The 19,557-nt window shown below is 61.7% G+C and carries 20 protein-coding genes; 9 read left to right on the forward strand and 11 right to left on the reverse strand.

Annotated elements, in window-relative coordinates:
* The first annotated feature begins 51 nt into the window (after positions 1–51).
* The 3 genes from EPZ47_RS04430 to tldD all read left to right on the forward strand — a co-directional run bounded on the left by EPZ47_RS04430 (position 52) and on the right by tldD (position 6,305).
* Positions 52–3,855 carry a YhdP family protein gene (locus tag EPZ47_RS04430; RefSeq protein ID WP_135843691.1) on the forward strand — a complete coding sequence of 1,268 codons (3,804 nt, stop codon included), beginning with the start codon at positions 52–54 and terminating at the stop codon, positions 3,853–3,855.
* A gap of 138 nt (positions 3,856–3,993) precedes the next feature.
* Positions 3,994–4,857: a carbon-nitrogen hydrolase family protein gene (locus EPZ47_RS04435; protein ID WP_135843692.1), complete on the forward strand. Its 864-nt coding sequence runs from the start codon at positions 3,994–3,996 to the stop codon at positions 4,855–4,857.
* 5 nt (positions 4,858–4,862) lie between these two features.
* On the forward strand, positions 4,863–6,305 hold the full coding sequence (tldD, locus tag EPZ47_RS04440; protein ID WP_135843693.1) for a metalloprotease TldD: 1,443 nt from the start codon (positions 4,863–4,865) through the stop codon (positions 6,303–6,305).
* A 45-nt stretch (positions 6,306–6,350) separates the two neighbouring features.
* Here the strand turns inward: tldD and yjgA are convergent, their stop codons facing one another.
* Entirely contained in the window at positions 6,351–6,875 is a 525-nt protein-coding gene (yjgA, locus tag EPZ47_RS04445; RefSeq protein WP_135843694.1) for a ribosome biogenesis factor YjgA, read from the reverse strand.
* Between the two features lie 108 nt (positions 6,876–6,983).
* On the opposite strand from yjgA, the gene pmbA reads away from it, so the two are divergent.
* From pmbA to EPZ47_RS04475, 6 genes are all read left to right on the forward strand, one after another.
* Positions 6,984–8,330, forward strand: a complete 1,347-nt coding sequence (gene pmbA / locus EPZ47_RS04450) for a metalloprotease PmbA (protein ID WP_135843695.1) — start codon at positions 6,984–6,986, stop codon at positions 8,328–8,330.
* Positions 8,331–8,509: 179 nt separating this feature from the next.
* Entirely contained in the window at positions 8,510–8,905 is a 396-nt protein-coding gene (locus EPZ47_RS04455; protein WP_135843696.1) for a FagA protein, read from the forward strand.
* Positions 8,898–10,274 carry a class II fumarate hydratase gene (locus EPZ47_RS04460; RefSeq protein ID WP_135843697.1) on the forward strand — a complete coding sequence of 459 codons (1,377 nt, stop codon included), beginning with the start codon at positions 8,898–8,900 and terminating at the stop codon, positions 10,272–10,274. Before EPZ47_RS04455 ends, EPZ47_RS04460 begins: the two co-directional genes overlap by 8 nt.
* Positions 10,275–10,300: 26 nt before the next feature.
* Complete coding sequence (locus EPZ47_RS04465) at positions 10,301–10,741, forward strand: hypothetical protein (RefSeq protein WP_135843698.1); 441 nt, start codon at positions 10,301–10,303, stop codon at positions 10,739–10,741.
* A 2-nt stretch (positions 10,742–10,743) separates the two neighbouring features.
* Positions 10,744–11,367 (forward strand): superoxide dismutase, encoded by a 624-nt coding sequence (locus tag EPZ47_RS04470; RefSeq protein ID WP_135843699.1) that lies wholly within the window; start codon positions 10,744–10,746, stop codon positions 11,365–11,367.
* A gap of 19 nt (positions 11,368–11,386) precedes the next feature.
* On the forward strand, positions 11,387–12,277 hold the full coding sequence (locus EPZ47_RS04475) for a ZIP family metal transporter (RefSeq protein ID WP_135843700.1): 891 nt from the start codon (positions 11,387–11,389) through the stop codon (positions 12,275–12,277).
* Positions 12,278–12,470: 193 nt separating this feature from the next.
* Here the strand turns inward: EPZ47_RS04475 and EPZ47_RS04480 are convergent, their stop codons facing one another.
* The 10 genes from EPZ47_RS04480 to EPZ47_RS04525 all read right to left on the reverse strand — a co-directional run bounded on the left by EPZ47_RS04480 (position 12,471) and on the right by EPZ47_RS04525 (position 19,478).
* On the reverse strand, positions 12,471–12,746 hold the full coding sequence (locus tag EPZ47_RS04480) for an HPr family phosphocarrier protein (RefSeq protein WP_135843701.1): 276 nt from the start codon (positions 12,744–12,746) through the stop codon (positions 12,471–12,473).
* A gap of 15 nt (positions 12,747–12,761) precedes the next feature.
* Positions 12,762–13,619, reverse strand: a complete 858-nt coding sequence (rapZ, locus tag EPZ47_RS04485) for an RNase adapter RapZ (RefSeq protein ID WP_135843702.1) — start codon at positions 13,617–13,619, stop codon at positions 12,762–12,764.
* Positions 13,620–13,621: 2 nt separating this feature from the next.
* Positions 13,622–14,086, reverse strand: a complete 465-nt coding sequence (gene ptsN / locus EPZ47_RS04490) for a PTS IIA-like nitrogen regulatory protein PtsN (RefSeq protein ID WP_135843703.1) — start codon at positions 14,084–14,086, stop codon at positions 13,622–13,624.
* A gap of 12 nt (positions 14,087–14,098) precedes the next feature.
* The gene (gene hpf / locus EPZ47_RS04495) at positions 14,099–14,407 is read right to left on the reverse strand and encodes a ribosome hibernation-promoting factor, HPF/YfiA family (protein WP_135843704.1); all 309 of its coding nucleotides are present in this window, start codon (positions 14,405–14,407) and stop codon (positions 14,099–14,101) included.
* Between the two features lie 76 nt (positions 14,408–14,483).
* Positions 14,484–15,977, reverse strand: coding sequence for an RNA polymerase factor sigma-54 (locus EPZ47_RS04500; protein WP_135843705.1), 1,494 nt, complete (start codon positions 15,975–15,977; stop codon positions 14,484–14,486).
* Between the two features lie 164 nt (positions 15,978–16,141).
* Positions 16,142–16,867: an LPS export ABC transporter ATP-binding protein gene (gene lptB, locus EPZ47_RS04505; protein WP_135843706.1), complete on the reverse strand. Its 726-nt coding sequence runs from the start codon at positions 16,865–16,867 to the stop codon at positions 16,142–16,144.
* Positions 16,867–17,415: a lipopolysaccharide transport periplasmic protein LptA gene (gene lptA, locus EPZ47_RS04510; RefSeq protein ID WP_135843707.1), complete on the reverse strand. Its 549-nt coding sequence runs from the start codon at positions 17,413–17,415 to the stop codon at positions 16,867–16,869. Before lptA ends, lptB begins: the two co-directional genes overlap by 1 nt.
* Positions 17,402–17,971 (reverse strand): LPS export ABC transporter periplasmic protein LptC, encoded by a 570-nt coding sequence (gene lptC / locus EPZ47_RS04515; protein WP_135843708.1) that lies wholly within the window; start codon positions 17,969–17,971, stop codon positions 17,402–17,404. The genes lptA and lptC overlap by 14 nt, the downstream gene beginning before the upstream one ends.
* Before the next feature lie 7 nt (positions 17,972–17,978).
* A complete protein-coding gene (locus EPZ47_RS04520) occupies positions 17,979–18,503 on the reverse strand; it encodes a KdsC family phosphatase (protein WP_135843709.1) in 525 nt (174 codons plus the stop codon).
* Entirely contained in the window at positions 18,504–19,478 is a 975-nt protein-coding gene (locus tag EPZ47_RS04525; protein WP_135843710.1) for a KpsF/GutQ family sugar-phosphate isomerase, read from the reverse strand. It lies immediately after the preceding gene.
* Positions 19,479–19,557 lie beyond the last annotated feature (79 nt).

Genomic DNA, 19,557 nt, shown 5'->3' on the forward strand with positions numbered 1-19,557 from the left:
GAAGCGGCGGGCCCGCAGATTTGACCGGCTTTGCCAAGGGAGCCCACTGACATGGAGCGTTTGACTCGTATTTTGGCCGCGCTGACCCGCTGGGGGCTGGGCCTGTGTGCGCTCCTTCTGGTGCTGCTGGCCTTATATGTCAGCCTCGGTCGGGAGTTGGTCCCACTGGTGGCCGAATATCGTGCCGAGGTCCAGGCCCGGGCCGGCCAAGCGCTGGGCCTGCCCGTGCACATCGGCAGCCTCGAAGGTAGCTGGGGCGCTTTGGCGCCGATCCTGGCGGCGCGCGACGTGGTGGTCGGCGAGGGCGCCAATGCCTTGCACCTGGATCAGGTGCGGGCCGTGCCGGACTTGTGGGGCAGCCTGCTGGCGCGTCAGGTGCGTATTGCTCACCTGGAGCTCAGCGGCCTGAAGATCAGCCTCAAGGAGGACGTCGACGGCAAGTGGGCCTTGGAAGGCCTGCCGGTGCAGGATGATCAGCCCCTCGATCCGCAGCAACTGCTCGATCGCATGCAGGTGGTTTCCAAGCTGTCGCTGCTCGATAGCCAAGTGACCTTGCAACCCCTTGAACAAGCACCGTTGACCCTGACCTACGTCGGCTTGAGCTTGCGCACCGGCGCCACCCGCCAGCGCCTGGACGCGCGCCTGACCCTGCCCGACGGCCAGCCCGTGGCGATCAACCTGCGCACCCGCATCCGCGCCAGCGATTGGAAGAACGGCCAGGCCGACGCTTACCTGAGCCTGCCGCAAAGCGACTGGTCCAAATGGCTGCCGAAACGCCTGACCCGGCAATGGAATTTTTCCCGGATCAAGGCCGGTGGCGAGTTCTGGCTGAGCTGGGGTGACGGTACGCTGCAAAGCGCGGCCATGCGCTTGGACGCCCCTGACATCCAGGGTGCCTACGCCGAGCGCAAGCCGGTGCAGATCCACAACCTGGCCCTCAATGGCTATTTCCAGCGTGGCAGCCAGGGATTTACCGCAACCTTCGATTCCCTGGCGATGAACCTGGGCGAAACCCGCTGGGAATCACGCCTGCAGCTGCAACAGAGCAGCGCCACTGAAAAGACCGAAGAACTTTGGCACTTGCAAGCCGATCGCCTTGACCTGGCGCCGCTGACCCCATTGCTGCATGCCCTGGCGCCACTGCCTGAAGGCGTCGCGACGACCATCGACCGGCTCAAGGTCACCGGCGGCCTGCGCAACGTACTGGTGGATTACCGACCGCAGAACAGCGGTGATCAAAAAATCAGTTTCGCCACGAATCTGGACACGGTGGGTTTCGACGCCTACCGCGGCGCCCCCGCGGCACGCAATGTATCGGGGAGCCTGAGTGGCGACCTCGGCGGCGGCGAGCTGCGCATGGACAGCAAGGATTTTTCCCTGCACCTGGACCCGATCTTCGCCAAACCCTGGCAATACCTGCAGGCCAATGCTCGGCTGACCTGGAAGCTGGACAAGCAAGGCTTCACCCTGATCGCCCCGTACTTGAAGGTGCTGGGGGAGGAGGGCCGGATTGCCGGCGATTTCCTGATCCGCCTGCATTTCGACCACAGCCAGGAAGACTACATGGACCTGCGGGTCGGCCTGGTGGATGGCGACGGCCGCTACACCGCCAAGTACTTGCCCGCGGTCCTGAGCCCGGCGCTGGATGAGTGGCTGCGCACGGCAATCGTCAAAGGCGCGGTGGATGAGGGTTTTTTCCAGTACCAAGGCTCGCTGAATAAAGGTGCCGAGGACGCGGCTCGCAGTATCAGTCTGTTTTTCAAGGTACATGACGCCGAACTGGCGTTCCAGCCGGGCTGGCCGTCGGTCAGCAAGGTCAGCGGCGATGTCTTCGTCGAAGACAGCGGCGTGCGCATCTATGCCAGCCAGGGGCAACTGCTGGAGACCCAGGTCAAGGATGTCTCGGTGAACATTCCCCATGTACCCAGTGGGCAGAGTTCCCACCTGCTACTGGACGGCGGGTTCGCCGGAGGATTGGGCGACGGTCTGAAGATTCTCCAGACGGCACCGATTGGCACCGCCGAGACGTTCGCCGGCTGGGAGGGCGAGGGCGCGCTGCAAGGCAACGTGAAACTCGATATTCCGCTGGTCAAAGGCGAGCAGCCGAAGATCCTGGTGGACTTTGCCACCGACCAGGCCCGGCTCAAACTCAGTGAGCCGGCGCTGGAACTGACCCAGCTCAAAGGCGACTTCCGTTTCGACAGCAACAAAGGGTTGAGCGGCAAGGGCATCAGCGCCCGGGCCTTCGACCGCCCGGTGACGGCGCAGATTTTCGCCGAGGGCCGCGCCGGTGCGCTCAACACGCGGGTCGCGGCGTCCGGGCAGGTAGAGATCAAAACACTCACCAGTTGGTTGAACGTCACCCAGCCGCTGCCGGTATCCGGGGTGGTGCCGTATCAGTTGCAGGTGATCCTTGACGGCGCCGACAGCCAGTTATCGGTCAAGTCCAGCCTCAAGGGCGTGGCGCTGGACCTGCCAGCGCCCTTCGGCATGACCGCCGATGCCGGGCGTGACACGGTGTTTCGCATGACCTTGCAAGGGCCGGAGCGGCGTTACTGGGTCGATTATGGCGACCTGGCCAGCTTCACCTACGCAGCCCCGAGCGGAAAACTGGCCGACGGTCGCGGCGAGCTGTTGCTGGGGAGCGGCGATGCTGTCCTGCCAGGGACCAAGGGGTTGCGACTGCGCGGGACACTGTCGGAGCTGGACGTCAGCCCGTGGCAGAAGTTGGTGAGCAAGTACGCCGGCCAGGACCCGGGCAGCAGCGCCAAGCAGTTGCTCAGCGGTGCTGATCTGAAGATCGGCAAGCTCACGGCCATGGGCACGACCCTGGACCAGGCTTCGGTTCAGCTTGATCGTAAGCCGGACGCCTGGGGCCTGCGGCTCGACAGCCAGCAGGCCAAGGGTAGCGTCAGCCTGCCAGACGCGAAAGCCGCCCCGATTGGTATCAAGCTTGACTATGTACGCCTGCCGGCCGTGGACCCGACGGTGCAGGCCGACGAAAACGCCCCGGACCCGCTGGCTTCGGTCGACCCCACTGCCATTCCGGCGATGGATGTCGCCATCGACCAGTTGTTCCAGGGCCCGGACCTGATCGGTGCCTGGTCGTTGAAGGTGCGCCCGACCGGCAAAGGCATCGCGCTGAATAATCTGGATATGGGCCTCAAGGGCATGGTGTTGAAGGGCAACGGTGCCTGGGAAGGTGCGCCCGGTGCGACCAGCAGTTGGTACAAGGGCCGCATTGGCGGCAAGAACCTGGCTGATGTGCTCAAGGGCTGGGGCTTTGCACCGAGCGTCACCAGCCAGTCGTTCCACCTGGACGTCGATGGTCGCTGGCCAGGTTCGCCGGCGTGGGTCGCGACCAAGCGTTTTTCCGGCAGTCTCGATGCGTCGCTGAGCAAGGGCCAGTTCGTCGAGGTCGAAGGCAGCGCCCAGGCATTGCGGGTATTCGGCCTGCTGAATTTCAACTCCATCGGCCGGCGCTTGCGCCTGGACTTCTCCGACCTGTTCGGCAAGGGCCTGAGCTACGACCGGGTCAAGGGGCTGCTGGTGGCGAGCGACGGTGTGTACGTGACCCGTGAGCCCATTACCCTGACAGGGCCTTCCAGCAACCTGGAGCTCAACGGAACGCTGGACATGGTGGCCGACCGGGTCGACGCCAAGCTGCTGGTGACGCTCCCGGTGACCAACAACCTGCCGATTGCCGCGCTGATCGTCGGCGCTCCGGCGGTGGGTGGCGCGCTGTTTTTGATCGACAAACTGATCGGCGACCGCGTGGCGCGCTTCGCCAGCGTAAGATACGACGTCAAGGGCCCGTGGAAAGAGCCGAAGATTACCTTCGATAAGCCGTTCTAATGGACGATGGGTATCCCTTTTGTGGGAGCGGGCTTGCTCGCGAAAGCGTCGGCACTTTCAATATTGATGTGACAGACACACCGCTTTCGCGAGCAAGCCCGCTCCCACAGGGAACTATGCAAAAGTGAGGGAAGCACCATGCCAGTCGCAGTGATTCAAATGGTCAGCCAGAGCGATGTGCTCGCCAACCTGGCCCGTGCCCGGGTGCTGCTGGAGCAGGCTGCCGCTGGTGGCGCACGGCTGGCGGTGCTGCCAGAGAACTTCGCGGCCATGGGACGACGGGACATCGCCGACATTGGTCGTGCCGAAGCCTTTGGTCAGGGACCGATCCTGCCCTGGTTGAAACAGGCCGCTCGCGACCTCAAGTTATGGATTGTGGCTGGTACGTTGCCGTTGCCACCGGTGGACCAGCCCGAGGCCAGGTCCCATGCCTGTTCGTTGCTGGTCGACGATCAGGGCCAGATCGTCGCGCGCTACGACAAGCTGCACCTGTTCGACGTGGACGTGGCGGACAACCGCGGGCGCTATCGTGAGTCTGATGACTATGCTTATGGCGGCAATGTAGTGGTCGCCGATACACCGGTGGGCCGGGTTGGCCTGACGGTTTGCTATGACTTGCGTTTTCCGGAGCTCTATAGCGAGTTGCGGGCTGCCGGGGCCGAGCTGATCACGGCGCCCTCGGCGTTCACCGCGGTGACCGGCGCGGCCCATTGGGAAGTGCTGATCCGCGCCCGGGCCATCGAGACCCAGTGCTATGTGCTGGCGGCCGCCCAGGGTGGCGTGCATCCGGGGCCACGGGAAACTTTTGGCCATGCCGCGATTGTCGACCCATGGGGCCGTGTGCTGGCGCAACAGGATCAAGGCGAGGCCGTGCTGCTGGCCGAACGCGACAGCAGCGAACAGGCGTCCATCAGGGCGCGCATGCCGGTGGCCAGCCATCGGCGCTTTTTCTCGCAGGGCGCTCGACAGCGGCCTGTTCAAGACGACGAATTCAAGGCGTAAAACATATGAGCGGGTTGTTGTCCTCAGTCAGTGAACACCTTTTAGCCCCCGGTGGCGTAACCCTGGATAGCCTGCAAGGCGTGCTGGGCGACCTGGCCGGCCCGGGCATCGATGCCGCCGACCTGTATTTCCAGGGGCAGATCTCCGAGTCCTGGTCGCTGGAAGACGGCATCGTCAAGGAAGGCAGTTTCAACCTTGATCAAGGCGTGGGCGTGCGGGCCCAATCCGGGGAAAAAACCGGCTTCGCCTACAGTAACGCGATTACCCTCGAGGCCCTCGGCGCCGCTGCCCGTGCCGCCCGCTCGATCTCCCGGGCCGGGCAGAACGGCACGGTCCAGGCGTTCAGCAGCCAGGACGTGGCGCAGCTGTATGCACCGGACAACCCGTTGGAAGTCATGAGCCGCGCCGAAAAAGTCGAGCTGCTCAAGCGCATTGACGTTGCCACCCGCGCTCTGGACCCGCGTATCCAGCAAGTCACGGTGAGCATGGCCGGGGTCTGGGAACGGATCCTGGTGGCCTCCACCGACGGTGGCCTGGCGGCGGACGTGCGGCCATTGGTGCGGTTCAACGTTAGCGTGATCGTCGAGCAGAATGGTCGCCGTGAGCGCGGTGGCCATGGCGGCGGTGGGCGCACCGATTACCGTTATTTCCTCAGCGAAGATCGCGCCATGGGTTACGCCCGCGAAGCGTTGCGCCAGGCGCTGGTCAACCTGGAAGCGATCCCGGCCCCGGCTGGCACGTTGCCAGTGGTGCTCGGTTCCGGCTGGTCCGGCGTGCTGCTGCACGAAGCGGTGGGCCACGGTCTGGAAGGCGATTTCAACCGCAAGGGCAGTTCAGCCTACAGCGGGCGCATGGGCGAAATGGTTGCCTCGAAACTCTGCACCATCGTCGATGATGGCACCCTGGCCGGACGTCGCGGATCCCTGAGCGTCGACGACGAAGGCACGCCGACCGAGTGCACCACGCTGATTGAAAACGGCGTACTCAAGGGCTACATGCAAGACAAACTCAACGCCCGGCTGATGGGTGTGGCCCGCACCGGCAACGGTCGTCGCGAGTCTTATGCGCACCTGCCGATGCCGCGCATGACCAACACCTACATGTTGGGTGGCCAAAGTGATCCGGCGGAAATCATTGCCTCGGTAAAAAAAGGCATCTATTGCGCCAACCTCGGCGGCGGCCAGGTGGACATCACCAGCGGCAAATTCGTCTTCTCCACCAGCGAGGCCTACCTGATCGAAGACGGCAAGATCACCGCACCGGTCAAGGGCGCGACCCTGATCGGCAACGGGCCGGAGGCGATGAGCAAGGTGTCGATGGTCGGTAACGACCTGGCCCTGGACAGTGGCGTGGGGACGTGCGGCAAGGACGGGCAATCGGTGCCAGTGGGCGTGGGCCAACCGACCCTGAAGATCGATGCGATTACCGTGGGCGGCACGGGCGCATGACGGGAGCGTCGGGTGGAGTGCAGGGCCTCCACCCGCGGGCGTTACTCAGCGCAGGCCGCGTTGAGTCTCGTCCAGCTCACGGATGTACTTGAAGATTTTACGGCTCGAGGCCGGTGGCTTGTTTTGCGCCAACTCGTGCTGGGCCTGACGGATCAGGGAGCGCAGTTGCTGGCGATCAGCGTCCGGGTAGTCGATGACGAATTTTTCCAGCACACCGTCATCGCCTGCGATCAAGCGATCGCGCCAGCGCTCCAGGTTATGGAAGCGTTCGTTGTACTGCCGGGTGGAGGCATCGAGTTGATCGAGCAGAGTCAAGATGGCGTCAGTGTCCTGGTCGCGCATCAGTTTGCCGATGAATTGCAGGTGCCGTTTACGCGCGATATTCGCGGTGTGCTTGGGCGCATCGGCCAGGGCCCGGCGCAAGGCGTCGGTCAGGGGCAGTTTGGCCAGCAAGTCAGGCTTGAGTGTTGTCAGGCGCTCGCCGAGGTCAACCAGAGCATGCAGCTCGCGTTTGACCTGGGATTTGCTTTTTTCACCCTCGTAGAGGGAGTCGTCGTAAGAATCAACCATGGTGGCAGTCCGCAAAGAAACGCCGCCATGATAACCAGTCGGGGGCCGCTTGTCCGGCCCGGTCGCTCGAAGGCCATCACCGAAAGCAGAATTTGAGTGGAGAACACCATGAGTGCAGTTCAGAGCGTCGGCCCGCAAGCATTGCCGGCACTGCAGGAACAAGTCGAGCAGATCCTTGCCGAGGCCAAGCGACAGGGGGCCAGCGCCTGTGAGGTGGCGGTGTCGCTGGAGCAGGGCCTGTCGACCTCGGTGCGCCAGCGCGAGGTGGAAACCGTCGAATTCAACCGCGACCAGGGCTTTGGCATCACCTTGTACGTGGGCCAGCGCAAGGGCTCGGCCAGCACTTCGGCCAGTGGCCCGGACGCCATTCGCGAAACCGTCGCCGCCGCACTGGCGATTGCCAAGCACACCTCCGAAGACGAAGCCTCGGGCCTGGCCGATGCCGCGCTGATGTGCAAGGAGTTGCGGGACTTCGACTTGTTCCACGCCTGGGACATCACCCCTGAACAGGCCATCGAGCAGGCACTGCGTTGCGAAGCGGCGGCGTTCGATGCCGACCCGCGGATCAAGAATGCCGACGGCACGACGCTCAATACCCACCAGGGCTGCCGGGTCTACGGTAACAGCCACGGTTTCATCGGCGGTTATGCATCGACCCGTCACAGCCTCAGTTGCGTGATGATCGCCGAAGCCAACGGGCAGATGCAGCGCGATTACTGGTACGACGTGAGCCGCCAGGGCACGCTGTTGGCTGACCCGGTGAGCATCGGCCAGAAAGCTGCGCAACGGGCGGCCAGCCGCTTGGGCGCACGGCCAGTGCCGACTTGTGAAGTGCCGGTGCTGTTTTCTGCCGAGCTGGCCGGTGGTTTGTTTGGCAGCTTCCTGTCGGCGGTGTCCGGCGGCAACCTGTACCGCAAGTCGTCGTTTCTCGAAGGGGCGCTGGGCCAGAAACTGTTCCCGGAATGGATGACCATCGATGAACGTCCGCACCTGATGCAAGCCATGGGCAGTTCGGCGTTCGACGGCGATGGCCTGGCGACCTACGCCAAGCCGTTCGTGGAAAACGGTGAACTGGTGTCCTATATCCTCGGCACCTATTCGGGTCGCAAGCTCGGCATGCCGAGCACCGCCAATGCTGGCGGCGTGCACAATTTGTTCGTCACCCATGGCGAAGAAGACCAGGCCGCCCTGCTGCGACGCATGGGCCGCGGCTTGCTGGTGACCGAACTGATGGGCCATGGCCTGAACATGGTCACCGGGGATTACTCCCGTGGTGCGGCGGGGTTCTGGGTCGAGAACGGCGAGATTCAATTTGCGGTCCAGGAAGTGACCATCGCCGGTAACATGCGCGACATGTTCAAGCAGATCGTGGCCGTGGGTAACGACCTGGAGCTGCGCAGCAACATCCGCACCGGCTCGGTGTTGATCGAGCGGATGACGGTGGCGGGGAGCTAACGCTCATCGCGTAAAAAAGGCGCGTCATTCGTTTGGATGGCGCGCCTTTTTTGTGCCCGCAGAAACCTTGTGGGGAGGGCGCTTGCTCCCTCGCCACGATGAATTTGTGTGGCCTCGCTGTTGTGTTGCTTCTTATTATCATCTAATAATGAATCTCATTTGCCGAATGAGCCCCGGTCATGAGTTCTGCCCTGCACGAGCAACCCTACCTTGAAAGCTGGCGTTGGATGAGCCGCCAGATTCGCTGCGCGATGAGCCCCGACGAGCCGCGGCTGATCGAGCATTACCTGGCCGAGGGCCGCTACCTGGCCTGCTGCACCGCCACTTCGCCGTGGATGATTTGCGAAACGACCTTTCGCTTACTGCTCGACACCGCCTCGGATGTCGCGTTGCCCTGGCACTGGCGCACGCTCTGCCTCGACCAGGCCTGGCGCCCATTGCGCGACCTCGAACGACAAGCACTGTGCCGCTGCCGCCTCAAGCGCTGGCAGAGCCATGCCTGGGCGTTGGCGACCTGCGCCCTGGAGCCGTCGATTCCTCTTATTGAACTGGTGCAAGGAACTCCCGATGAGTAATACCCGTATCGAACGCGACAGCATGGGCGAACTTCAAGTCCCGGTGGACGCCCTTTACGGCGCGCAGACCCAGCGTGCTGTGGATAACTTCCCGGTCAGTGGCCAGCGCATGCCAGCGCAGTTCATTCGCGCGCTGATCCTGGCCAAGGCCGCTGCCGCCCGGGCCAACGTAGAGCTTGGGCAAATCAGCGCGGCCCAGGGCAAGGCCATCGTCGACGCGGCCCAGGGGCTGCTCGAAGGCCAGTTCATGGAGCATTTTCCGGTGGATATCTTCCAGACCGGCTCCGGCACCAGCTCCAACATGAACGCCAATGAAGTGATCGCTACCCTGGCCAGTCGTCTGCTGGGAGAGACGGTCAACCCGAACGATCACGTTAACTGCGGTCAGAGCAGCAACGACATCATTCCCACCAGCATTCATGTCAGCGCTGCACTGGCCTTGCATGAGCAGTTGCTGCCGGCGCTGCTGCACCTGGTGCAGGTGATCGAGCGCAAGGCCGAAGAGGTTCACCCGTTCATCAAGACCGGTCGCACCCATTTGATGGATGCCATGCCGGTGCGCTTGAGCCAGGTGCTCAATGGATGGGCGCAGCAACTCAAAGCCAATATCGGTCACTTGCAGGACTTGCTGCCGAGCCTGCAAGCCCTGGCCCAGGGCGGTACGGCAGTCGGCACAGGGGTCAACGCCCATCCCCGCTTTGCCGAGTTGTTCAGCCAACAACTGACGCAACTGACCCAAGTGCAATTTACCCCGGGCAAGAATCTGTTCGCGCTGATCGGCTCCCAGGACACCGCCGTGGCGGTTTCCGGACAGCTCAAGACCACGGCGGTGTCGCTGATGAAAATCGCCAACGACCTGCGCTGGATGAATTCCGGGCCGCTGGCAGGCCTGGGAGAAATCGAACTCGAAGGCCTGCAGCCGGGCTCCTCGATCATGCCCGGCAAGGTCAACCCGGTCATTCCCGAAGCCACTGCGATGGTGGCGGCCCAGGTGATCGGCAATGACACGGTGATCACCATCGCCGGTCAATCGGGCAACTTCGAATTGAACGTCATGCTGCCGATCATCGCCCAGAATCTGCTGAGCAGTATCGCCTTGATGTCTACCGCCAGCCGCTTGCTGGCCGACAAGGCCATCGCCACGTTCAAGGTCAACGAGGCCAGGCTCAAGGAAGCGTTGTCGCGCAACCCGATCCTGGTCACCGCACTGAACCCGATCATCGGTTACCAGAAGGCCGCTGAAATCGCCAAGAAGGCTTATCAGCAGGGCCGGCCGGTGATTGATGTCGCCCTGGAACACACTGATCTGACGCGCGGCGAACTGGAGATCCTGCTGGACCCGGAAAAGCTCACCGCTGGCGGTGTGTAACCCGACACCTCTGTGGAGGAATCACCATGGAACATTGGAAACGCACGATCGAACGGGCCAATCGCTGCTTCATGCTCGGCGAGCTGGTGGACGCTCGCGAAGGTTATCTGCAAGCGCTGGCCCTGGCCCAAGTGCTATTTGAGCGTTGGCCAGACGCCGATGAGGCGGTGGCCGCCTGCGTCGTTTCTCATCACAACCTGGCGGATCTGCACTTGCGGCTGAACCAGCCGGAGGAGAGCGCCGAGTATCTGTGTGCCATCCATCAGAGGTTGCTGCAGACGATGCAGGACGAGCGCCAGGCGCCGGCGTTGCGTGCGGCGGCGATGCGCCAGAGCCACAAGACCTATGTCGAACTGCTGAGTTTCATCAGCGAGCACGGTGAGTACCCGCGCACCCAACGCTTGTTGCACTGCAACGCCGCTTCGCCGCGGCCGAGCAATGCCCCTCTTCATTATGGAGTTCATTGAGAATGGCTTTCACCTTGCCTGCATTGCCCTACGCCTACGACGCCCTGGAGCCGCACATCGATGCGCAAACCATGGAGATCCACTACACCAAGCATCACCAGACTTACATCAACAACCTCAACGCCGCAGTACAAGGCACGGAATACGCCGAATGGCCGGTCGAAAAACTGCTGTCCAGCGTGGAGCAATTGCCGCAAGGCCTGAGGGCCGCCGTCATCAACCAAGGTGGTGGGCATGCCAACCATTCGTTGTTCTGGGAGGTCATGTCACCCCTGGGCGGCGGTCAACCTGATGGTGTCCTGGCGGCGGCGATCGAGGCGCAACTAGGTGGTCTGGAACAGTTCAAGGAAGCCTTCACTAAAGCGGCACTGACCCGTTTCGGCAGTGGCTGGGCCTGGTTGAGCGTGACCGCGCAAAAAACGCTGGTGGTGGAGAGCAGCGGTAATCAGGACAGCCCGTTGATGAACGGCAATACGCCGATTCTTGGCCTCGACGTGTGGGAGCACGCGTATTACCTGCTGTACCAGAACCGTCGGCCCGAATACATCAACGCTTTCTATAACGTGATCAACTGGCCTGAAGTCGCGCGCCGCTATCAGGCTGCGCTGGCCTTGAATCCTCTATAAAAACCATCCAAGGCTGACTATGGATACTGAAACACTGGCGATAGGAAGTGGGCGGCTGTTTCGCTATGCCTTGGGATCGCTGTTGCTGTTGGCCGGGATGACATTGTTGGTGGCTCAGGGCCTGGCGTGGCTGGACCTGGAGCCGAAACTGTTGCGTGCGCTGCAGGGCGGGAGCCTTTGCGCCTTGGGTACGGCGTTGGGCGCCGTGCCGGTGTTGGTCATCCGGCGCATGCCCCAGGCCGTGAGCGATTCGCTGCTGGGCTTCGGCGCAGGCGTGATGCTGGCCGCTACGGCATTTTCGCTGATCGTGCCGGGCATTACCGCGGCCGAACAGCTGGGGCTTACACCTTGGGCGGCCAGCGGGCTGATCAGCTTCGGTATCCTGCTGGGGGCATTCGGGCTGTATCTGGTGGATCGCAAGGTGTCAGCCAGTCCCGAGCGGCTGGTGGCGGCGCCGGGACGTCCGATCATTGCACCGAGGATCTGGTTGTTTGTGTTTGCCATTGTGGCTCACAACATCCCCGAAGGGATGGCCGTCGGCGTGTCGGCGGGCGGCGGCATGCCCGATGCCGACAGCCTGGCGATGGGCATCGCTTTGCAGGATGTGCCTGAGGGACTGGTGATCGCACTGGTACTGGCCGCAGCGGGGATGTCGCGGATCAAGGCCTTTATGATTGGCGCCGCGTCCGGGTTGGTCGAGCCGCTGTTCGCGCTGTTGTGCGCCTGGCTGGTCAGCCTGGCCGAGATGCTGTTGCCCCTGGGCCTGGCGCTAGCGGCCGGGGCGATGCTGTTGGTGGTGACTCACGAGGTCATTCCCGAATCGCGTCGCAATGGTCATGACAAGCTGGCGAGTTTGGGGTTGCTGGTGGGGTTTTGCTTGATGATGGTGATGGATACGGCGTTGGCGTGACAAATGACGGGGCGCGAACACAGCCGCCTGTGGTGATGTGATTTATCTGTGGAGAGGGGATCTGTGGAAGCAAGGCTTGCCCGCGATGCAGGCGCTGCGATTGTGCAGGTTGGCCGAGTTATCGTTCATCGCGAGCAAGCTTTGCTCCCACAAAAAACCTCGCCACAATGAGTCCGCCTTGAACCTGGGCCAGTTACTCGCCTTCGTCGAAATAGTTGTTGATCAGCGCCACCAACGCATCCAATGCCTCTTGCGCCTGTTCCCCTTCAGTTTCCAGGTGGATCCTGGTGCCCTTGCCGGCGGCGAGCATCATCATCGCCATGATACTTTTACCGTCGATCGTGGACTCAGGCGTGCGCCCGACCCGGATGGTGGTGTCCTTGAATTGGCCAGCAATCCCAACGAACTTGGCCGACGCGCGGGCATGCAATCCCAGCTTGTTGATGATTTCGATTTCCAGAGCAGGCATCGCGATGTGAATCCTTTAGCTGAGGTCGCGGTGGCGAACCTGGACGTTCTTCAGGGACTGTTGCAGGAGCTGACCCAGGCGTTCGGTCAGGTAGACAGAGCGGTGATGGCCACCGGTGCAGCCGATGGCGATCGTGACGTAGGCACGGTTGCTCGCGGCAAAGCGGGGCAGCCATTTGAGCAGGTAGGTGGAGATATCCTGGAACATTTCCTCGACATCCGGCTGGGCGGCCAGGTAGTCGACCACTGGCTGGTCAAGCCCGGACTGCTCACGCAATTCCGGTTTCCAGTAAGGGTTGGGCAGGCAGCGCACGTCGAACACCAGGTCGGCGTCTACCGGCATGCCACGCTTGAAGCCAAACGACTCCACCAGGAACGCCGTGCCTGGCTCCGGCTGGTTCAGCAGGCGCAACTTGATGGTGTCGCGTAGCTGATACAGGTTCAGGTGCGTGGTGTTGACCTTCAGGTCCGCCAAGTCGGCGATCGGGCTCAGCAGTTGGCTTTCGTCTTGGATGGCTTCGGCCAGGGAACGGCTGGCGTTGCTCAGCGGGTGGCGTCGGCGGGTCTCGGAAAAACGCTTGAGCAACGTCTCTTCATCGGCATCCAGGTACAGCACATCGCACTGGATATGCCGGCTGCGCACTTCCTCGAGCAGTTCAGGAAAGCGCGACAGATGGCTCGGCAGGTTGCGTGCATCAATGGACACCGCCACCAGTGGCTGCGCCAGTTCGGTGTGGATCAATGCACGCTCGGCCAGCTCTGGCAGCAGGCCGGCCGGCAGGTTGTCGATGCAATAGTAGCCGCTGTCCTCAAGGACATTGAGCGCCGTGCTTTTACCGGAGCCGGAGCGGCCACTGACGATGATCATGCGCATGTTTAATGACCGTTCTGCTCGTCCAGGACAACCTGATACAAGGCTTCGTTGCTCGGTGCGCTGCGCAGTTTTTCGCGAACTTCCTTGCGGTCCAGCATGCTGGCGATCTGGCGCAGCAGCTCAAGATGCGCATCGGTCGCCGCTTCCGGGACCAGCAGTACAAACAGCAGGTCGACCGGGGCGCCGTCGATGGCGTCGAAATCTATGGGGGCTTCAAGGTGCAACAGGGCGCTGATGGGCGCACTACAACCCTTGAGGCGGCAGTGGGGAATGGCGATGCCGTTGCCAAAACCGGTAGAACCGAGTTTTTCACGGGCAACCAGGGCCTCGAAGACGTCCTGCATTTCCAGATCCGGCACTTCGCGGTGGATCAGGTTGGCGATTTGTTCGAGGGCTTTCTTTTTACTGCCACCCGGCGCGTTCACCAAGGAACGGCCGGGGGTCAGGATGGATTCTAGTCGGATCATGGATTGGGGGGGTTAACGACCGGTTGCGCCCTGGAGGAGGCTCTGGGTCTTTTCCTTATGCTTTTTAAGTTGGCGATCCAGCTTGTCGGTCAGCAGGTCAATTGCGGCATACATGTCTGAATGCTCCGCGTTGGCAACCACTTCTCCGCCGGGGATATGCAGCGTGGCTTCGATTTTCTGCAGCAGCTTTTCGACGTTCATCGTCACTTGCACGTTGGTGATCTTGTCGAAATGCCTCTCCAATCGTTCGAGTTTTTCGCCGATGTAGGTGCGCAGAGGTTCGGTCACTTCCAGTTGGTGTCCACTGATGTTGACTTGCATACAGCTTCTCCTTCGTTGCCAGTGCATAAAGCGGCAGGCAGAAATGCCTGCCACTGGAACGCTGTGGCGTGGCCCTTTACATCAACCGCTTGCGTTCGCTCGAAGGTGCGATCCCGAGGGATTCGCGGTATTTGGCGACGGTACGGCGGGCCACCTGAATGCCTTGTGCCTCCAGTAAACCAGCGATCTTGCTGTCACTCAACGGCTTTTTCTGATTTTCCGCAGCCACCAGTTTTTTGATGATCGCGCGGATGGCCGTGGATGAGCATTCGCCGCCTTCGGAGGTGCTGACGTGGCTGGAGAAAAAATATTTCAATTCATAGATACCCCGGGGGGTATGCATGAATTTCTGGGTGGTTACCCGGGAAATCGTCGACTCGTGCATGCCTACCGCCTCGGCGATGTCATGCAGGACCAACGGCTTCATCGCTTCGTCGCCGTACTCCAGGAAACCGCGCTGGTGCTCGACGATCTGGGTGGCGACTTTCATCAGGGTTTCGTTGCGGCTTTGCAGGCTCTTGATGAACCAGCGCGCTTCCTGCAACTGGTTGCGCATGAAGGTGTTGTCGGCGCTGGTGTCGGCGCGCCTGACGAAGCCGGCGTATTGGGCATTGACCCGCAGCTTGGGCACCGATTCCTGGTTGAGCTCCACCAGCCAGCGGTCGTTGTGCTTGCGCACGATCACGTCCGGGACTACGTATTCGGGTTCGGTGGACTCAATTTGCGAGCCCGGGCGCGGGTTGAGGCTCTGGACCAGTTCGATGACCTGGCGCAGTTCATCTTCCTTGAGCTTCATGCGGCGCATCAGCTGGCTGTAGTCGCGACCGCCCAACAGGTCGATGTAGTCGGTGACCAGTCGCTTGGCTTCGGTCAGCCAAGGTGTCTTGGCGGGCAGTTGGCGCAGCTGCAGCAGCAGGCATTCACCCAGGTTGCGGGCACCGATACCGGCCGGTTCGAATTGCTGGATGCGGTGCAGGACGGCTTCGATTTCGTCCAGCTCGATATCCAGTTCGGGGTCGAAGGCTTCGAGGATTTCCTCGAGGGTCTCGTCCAGGTAGCCCTGGTTGTTGATGCAGTCGATCAGGGTCACGGCGATCAGGCGATCGGTGTCGGACATCGGCGCAAGGTTCAGCTGCCACAGCAGGTGGCTTTGCAGGCTCTCGCCGGCAGAGGTACGGGTGGTGAAGTCCCACTCGTCGTCGTCACTGCTTGGCAGGTTGCTGGCGCTGGTCTGGTAGACGTCTTCCCAGGCTGTGTCCACGGGCAGGTCGTTGGGGATGCGTTCGTTCCATTCGCCATCCTCGAGGTTATCCACCGTCGGGGCGGCTTCCTGGTAGGACGGTTCCGGGATTTCGGTGTTGGTTTTCTGTTCGGCGTTGTCGGCCAGCGGGTCGGCGTTATCGAAGTCGTCGCCTTCTTCCTGGCGCTCGAGCATCGGATTGGACTCCAAGGCCTCCTGGATTTCCTGTTGCAGGTCCAGGGTCGACAATTGGAGCAGGCGGATGGCCTGTTGCAGCTGCGGTGTCATCGTCAGCTGCTGGCCCATTCTCAAGACTAGCGATGGTTTCATGGCAGGGGCTTAACACCTTATTCGCCGGCGCACATGCGCCATCCACTACAAGGGCGCCGAAGCGCCAAACTTAAGCAAATTATATGCCTGAAACTGGAGTGTTTGCCTAGGGCGTCGCCGTAATAAAATTAAACGACGCCCAGGCGCTTCGCCAGACTCTTTGCTTACAGGCGGAACTCATGGCCCAGATACACTTCCTTGACCAGGTCGTTGGCCAGGATGGCTGCGGAGTCGCCTTCGGCGATCAACTGGCCGTCATTGACGATGTAGGCGGTTTCGCAGATATCCAGCGTTTCACGCACGTTGTGGTCGGTGATCAGCACGCCGATCCCCTTGGCCTTGAGGTGGTGGATGATCTGCTTGATGTCGCCCACCGAAATCGGGTCCACGCCGGCGAACGGTTCGTCGAGCAGGATGAATTTCGGCGAGGTGGCCAGGGCGCGGGCGATTTCCACGCGGCGCCGTTCGCCACCGGACAGGCTCATGCCCAGGTTGTCGCGAATGTGGCTGATGTGGAACTCCTGTAAAAGGCTTTCCAGCTCCTGGCGACGGCCGGCCTTGTCGAGTTCCTTGCGGGTCTCGAGGATGGCCATGATGTTGTCGGCTACCGACAGCTTGCGGAAGATCGATGCTTCCTGTGGCAGATAGCCGATGCCAGCCTTTGCCCGACCGTGCATGGGCTGGTGGCTGACGTCCAGGTCGTCGATCAGCACACGGCCCTGGTCGGCCTGGACCAGGCCGACGATCATGTAGAAGCAGGTGGTCTTGCCCGCGCCGTTAGGGCCGAGCAGGCCGACGATCTGGCCGCTGTCGATGGACAGGCTGACATCACGCACGACTTGGCGGCTCTTGTAGCTCTTGGCCAGGTGCTGAGCTTTCAGAGTTGCCATTACTGGGCCTTCTGCTCGTCGGTTTTCTTTTTCGGCTGGATCACCATGTCGATGCGAGGGCGGGACTCAGTGACTTTACTGCCCGTGGCACGACCGGCGCTGGCCAGCTTTTTGTTGGTGTCGTAGACGATTTTCTCGCCTTGGGTCACGTTGTTGTCCTTGTCGACGACCTTGGCGCGGTCGATCAGCACGACACGGTCCTGGGATGCGTGATACTGGATGGTCACCCCGTAACCTTGCACAGGCTTGGTGTCGCCCGCGGTCTGGAGTTGTTCGAAGTAGGCCAGGTTGCCCACCGAGGTCACCACGTCGATATCGCCGGACGGGGTGCGGGTGATGGTCACGGTGTTGCCAGTGACCTTCATCGAGCCCTGGGTGATGATCACGTCACCCTTATAGGTGGCGACACCATTCTTGTCGTCCAGTTGCGCGTCGTCGGCCTGGATGCGGATAGGTTGATCGCGATCGTTGGGAAGGGCCCAGGCGCTCGCGCTTCCCAGTGCTGCGCCCAGACTGAGCAAAATAGGGAGGGTTTTAGCGAGCTTCATACTGTCCTCTTACGTTCGATAGCAGGTGTATCCTGCTTTCCTTCAAATACGCTTTCATTCCCGTGCCGGTCGATACACCCCCGGCGCCGTCGATTCTAACGGGTTGCTCGGTCTGCGCATATTCTTGCTGTGGGAACACGGTCATACGACTGCTGGTAATGATGGTCGTACGATTTTTTTCATCGGTTCGGGCTACGCGTACCGAGTCGATCAGCTCCACTTCGGTGCCCCCGGAGTTGACTTCGGCGCGCAGGCTCTGCACATGCCACGGAAACTCGGTGCCGCGGAACATGTTCAGGTCCGGTTTGGTCACCAGCGTAATATCGGTGGCCTTTACGTGGTCGACCTTGTCGGACGTCATCTCATACTGCACTTTGCCATCGGGCAGGTATTGCAGGGTATGCGTGTTGGTTGCGTACCAGTCGATATTCTCTTCAACCGTGGCCGCCGGTTGGTCGAGAAAGCGTTCCGGGCTGATGTTCCAGTAACCCACCGCCGCGAAAATCGCCGCGATGCTGGCGAACACCACGACGGTGCGAATCTTTTTGCTCAGCATAAATGGCTCACAGGTACGCGGCGTTGGCCGCTTCAAGGTGGCCCTGGGCGCGCAGGATCAGTTCGCAGAATTCACGGGCCGCGCCTTCGCCGCCGCGTGCCGTGGTAATGCCGTGGGCGTGCTCGCGTACGAAAGCCGCGGCGTTGGCGACCGCCATGCCCAGGCCTACCCGGCGAATCACTGGCAGGTCTGGCAAGTCGTCACCGAGGTAGGCGACCTGTTCATAGCTTAGGTTGAGTTGGCCCAAAAGTTCGTCCAGTACCACCAGTTTGTCTTCGCGACCCTGATAAAGGTGTGGAATACCGAGGTTCTTCGCGCGCCGCTCGACCACCGGGGTCTTGCGGCCGCTGATGATAGCGGTCTGTACGCCGGCGGCCATCAGCATCTTGATGCCCTGGCCGTCGAGGGTATTGAAGGTCTTGAACTCGCTGCCATCTTCGAGGAAGTACAGGCGACCGTCGGTCAGAACGCCGTCCACATCGAACACCGCCAGCTTGATGGCTTTGCCCCGTTGCAACAGGTCTGTGTTCATTTACATGACTCCCGCACGCAGCAAGTCGTGCATATTCAGGGCGCCCACCGGGCGGTCTTCGTCGTCGACCACCACCAGGGCGCTGATCTTGTGGTCTTCCATGATTTTCAAGGCCTCGGCGGCGAGCATCTCGGCACGGGCTGTCTTGCCGTGGGCCGTCATGACTTGCTCGATGGTCGCGCTATGGATGTCGATGGTGCGGTCCAGGGTGCGACGCAGGTCGCCGTCGGTAAAGATCCCGGCAAGCGTGCCGTCGGCTTCGAGCACTACCGTCATGCCCAGTCCCTTGCGGGTCATCTCTAGGAGTGCGTCCTTGAGCAGCGTGCCACGCAGTACCTGCGGCAACTCCTGGCCTGAGTGCATCACGTTTTCGACTTTCAGCAGCAGGCGGCGGCCCAGGGCTCCACCGGGATGGGAGAAGGCAAAGTCCTCAGCGGTGAACCCCCGGGCTTCCAGCAGGGCGACGGCCAGGGCATCGCCCATGACCAGGGCTGCGGTAGTGGAGGAGGTTGGCGCCAGGTTCAACGGGCAGGCTTCGTGCTCGACATGGACGTTGAGGTTTACTTCAGCGGCCTTGGCCAGCGGCGAATCCGGGTTGCCGGTAACACTGATCAACTGGATGCCCAGGCGTTTGATCAGGGGCAACAAGGTGATGATCTCGTTGGTGGAGCCGGAGTTGGACAGGGCCAGGATGACGTCATCCCGGGTGATCATGCCCATGTCGCCGTGGCTGGCTTCGGCCGGATGGACGAAAAATGCCGTGGTGCCGGTGCTGGCCAGGGTGGCGGCGATCTTGTTGCCGATGTGCCCGGACTTGCCCATGCCGACCACGACCACGCGGCCCTTGCTGGCCAGAATCATCTCGCAGGCGCGTACGAAATCAGCGTCAATATGGGGCAGCAAGCCTTGTACGGCTTCGAGCTCGAGGCGGATGGTACGTTGTGCCGATTGAATCAGGTCGCTGGATTGGCTCATGTCAGAAATCGTATAGCCCGATGAAAAGGCGGCGATTATAGCGGTAATGAACAATTCCCTCACGTTAGTTCGTCATGCT

Source organism: Pseudomonas viciae, from assembly GCF_004786035.1.
GTDB classification, from domain to species: domain Bacteria; phylum Pseudomonadota; class Gammaproteobacteria; order Pseudomonadales; family Pseudomonadaceae; genus Aquipseudomonas; species Aquipseudomonas viciae.

What these genes read in the sequence shown, in the direction of transcription:
- EPZ47_RS04430 (WP_135843691.1), top strand. Translation starts at nt 52, where the DNA reads ATGGAGCGTTTGACTCGTATTTTGGCCGCGCTGACCCGCTGGGGGCTG.
- EPZ47_RS04435 (WP_135843692.1), top strand. Translation starts at nt 3,994, where the DNA reads ATGCCAGTCGCAGTGATTCAAATGGTCAGCCAGAGCGATGTGCTCGCC.
- tldD (WP_135843693.1), top strand. Translation starts at nt 4,863, where the DNA reads ATGAGCGGGTTGTTGTCCTCAGTCAGTGAACACCTTTTAGCCCCCGGT.
- yjgA (WP_135843694.1), bottom strand. Translation starts at nt 6,875, where the DNA reads ATGGTTGATTCTTACGACGACTCCCTCTACGAGGGTGAAAAAAGCAAA.
- pmbA (WP_135843695.1), top strand. Translation starts at nt 6,984, where the DNA reads ATGAGTGCAGTTCAGAGCGTCGGCCCGCAAGCATTGCCGGCACTGCAG.
- EPZ47_RS04455 (WP_135843696.1), top strand. Translation starts at nt 8,510, where the DNA reads ATGAGTTCTGCCCTGCACGAGCAACCCTACCTTGAAAGCTGGCGTTGG.
- EPZ47_RS04460 (WP_135843697.1), top strand. Translation starts at nt 8,898, where the DNA reads ATGAGTAATACCCGTATCGAACGCGACAGCATGGGCGAACTTCAAGTC.
- EPZ47_RS04465 (WP_135843698.1), top strand. Translation starts at nt 10,301, where the DNA reads ATGGAACATTGGAAACGCACGATCGAACGGGCCAATCGCTGCTTCATG.
- EPZ47_RS04470 (WP_135843699.1), top strand. Translation starts at nt 10,744, where the DNA reads ATGGCTTTCACCTTGCCTGCATTGCCCTACGCCTACGACGCCCTGGAG.
- EPZ47_RS04475 (WP_135843700.1), top strand. Translation starts at nt 11,387, where the DNA reads ATGGATACTGAAACACTGGCGATAGGAAGTGGGCGGCTGTTTCGCTAT.
- EPZ47_RS04480 (WP_135843701.1), bottom strand. Translation starts at nt 12,746, where the DNA reads ATGCCTGCTCTGGAAATCGAAATCATCAACAAGCTGGGATTGCATGCC.
- rapZ (WP_135843702.1), bottom strand. Translation starts at nt 13,619, where the DNA reads ATGCGCATGATCATCGTCAGTGGCCGCTCCGGCTCCGGTAAAAGCACG.
- ptsN (WP_135843703.1), bottom strand. Translation starts at nt 14,086, where the DNA reads ATGATCCGACTAGAATCCATCCTGACCCCCGGCCGTTCCTTGGTGAAC.
- hpf (WP_135843704.1), bottom strand. Translation starts at nt 14,407, where the DNA reads ATGCAAGTCAACATCAGTGGACACCAACTGGAAGTGACCGAACCTCTG.
- EPZ47_RS04500 (WP_135843705.1), bottom strand. Translation starts at nt 15,977, where the DNA reads ATGAAACCATCGCTAGTCTTGAGAATGGGCCAGCAGCTGACGATGACA.
- lptB (WP_135843706.1), bottom strand. Translation starts at nt 16,867, where the DNA reads ATGGCAACTCTGAAAGCTCAGCACCTGGCCAAGAGCTACAAGAGCCGC.
- lptA (WP_135843707.1), bottom strand. Translation starts at nt 17,415, where the DNA reads ATGAAGCTCGCTAAAACCCTCCCTATTTTGCTCAGTCTGGGCGCAGCA.
- lptC (WP_135843708.1), bottom strand. Translation starts at nt 17,971, where the DNA reads ATGCTGAGCAAAAAGATTCGCACCGTCGTGGTGTTCGCCAGCATCGCG.
- EPZ47_RS04520 (WP_135843709.1), bottom strand. Translation starts at nt 18,503, where the DNA reads ATGAACACAGACCTGTTGCAACGGGGCAAAGCCATCAAGCTGGCGGTG.
- EPZ47_RS04525 (WP_135843710.1), bottom strand. Translation starts at nt 19,478, where the DNA reads ATGAGCCAATCCAGCGACCTGATTCAATCGGCACAACGTACCATCCGC.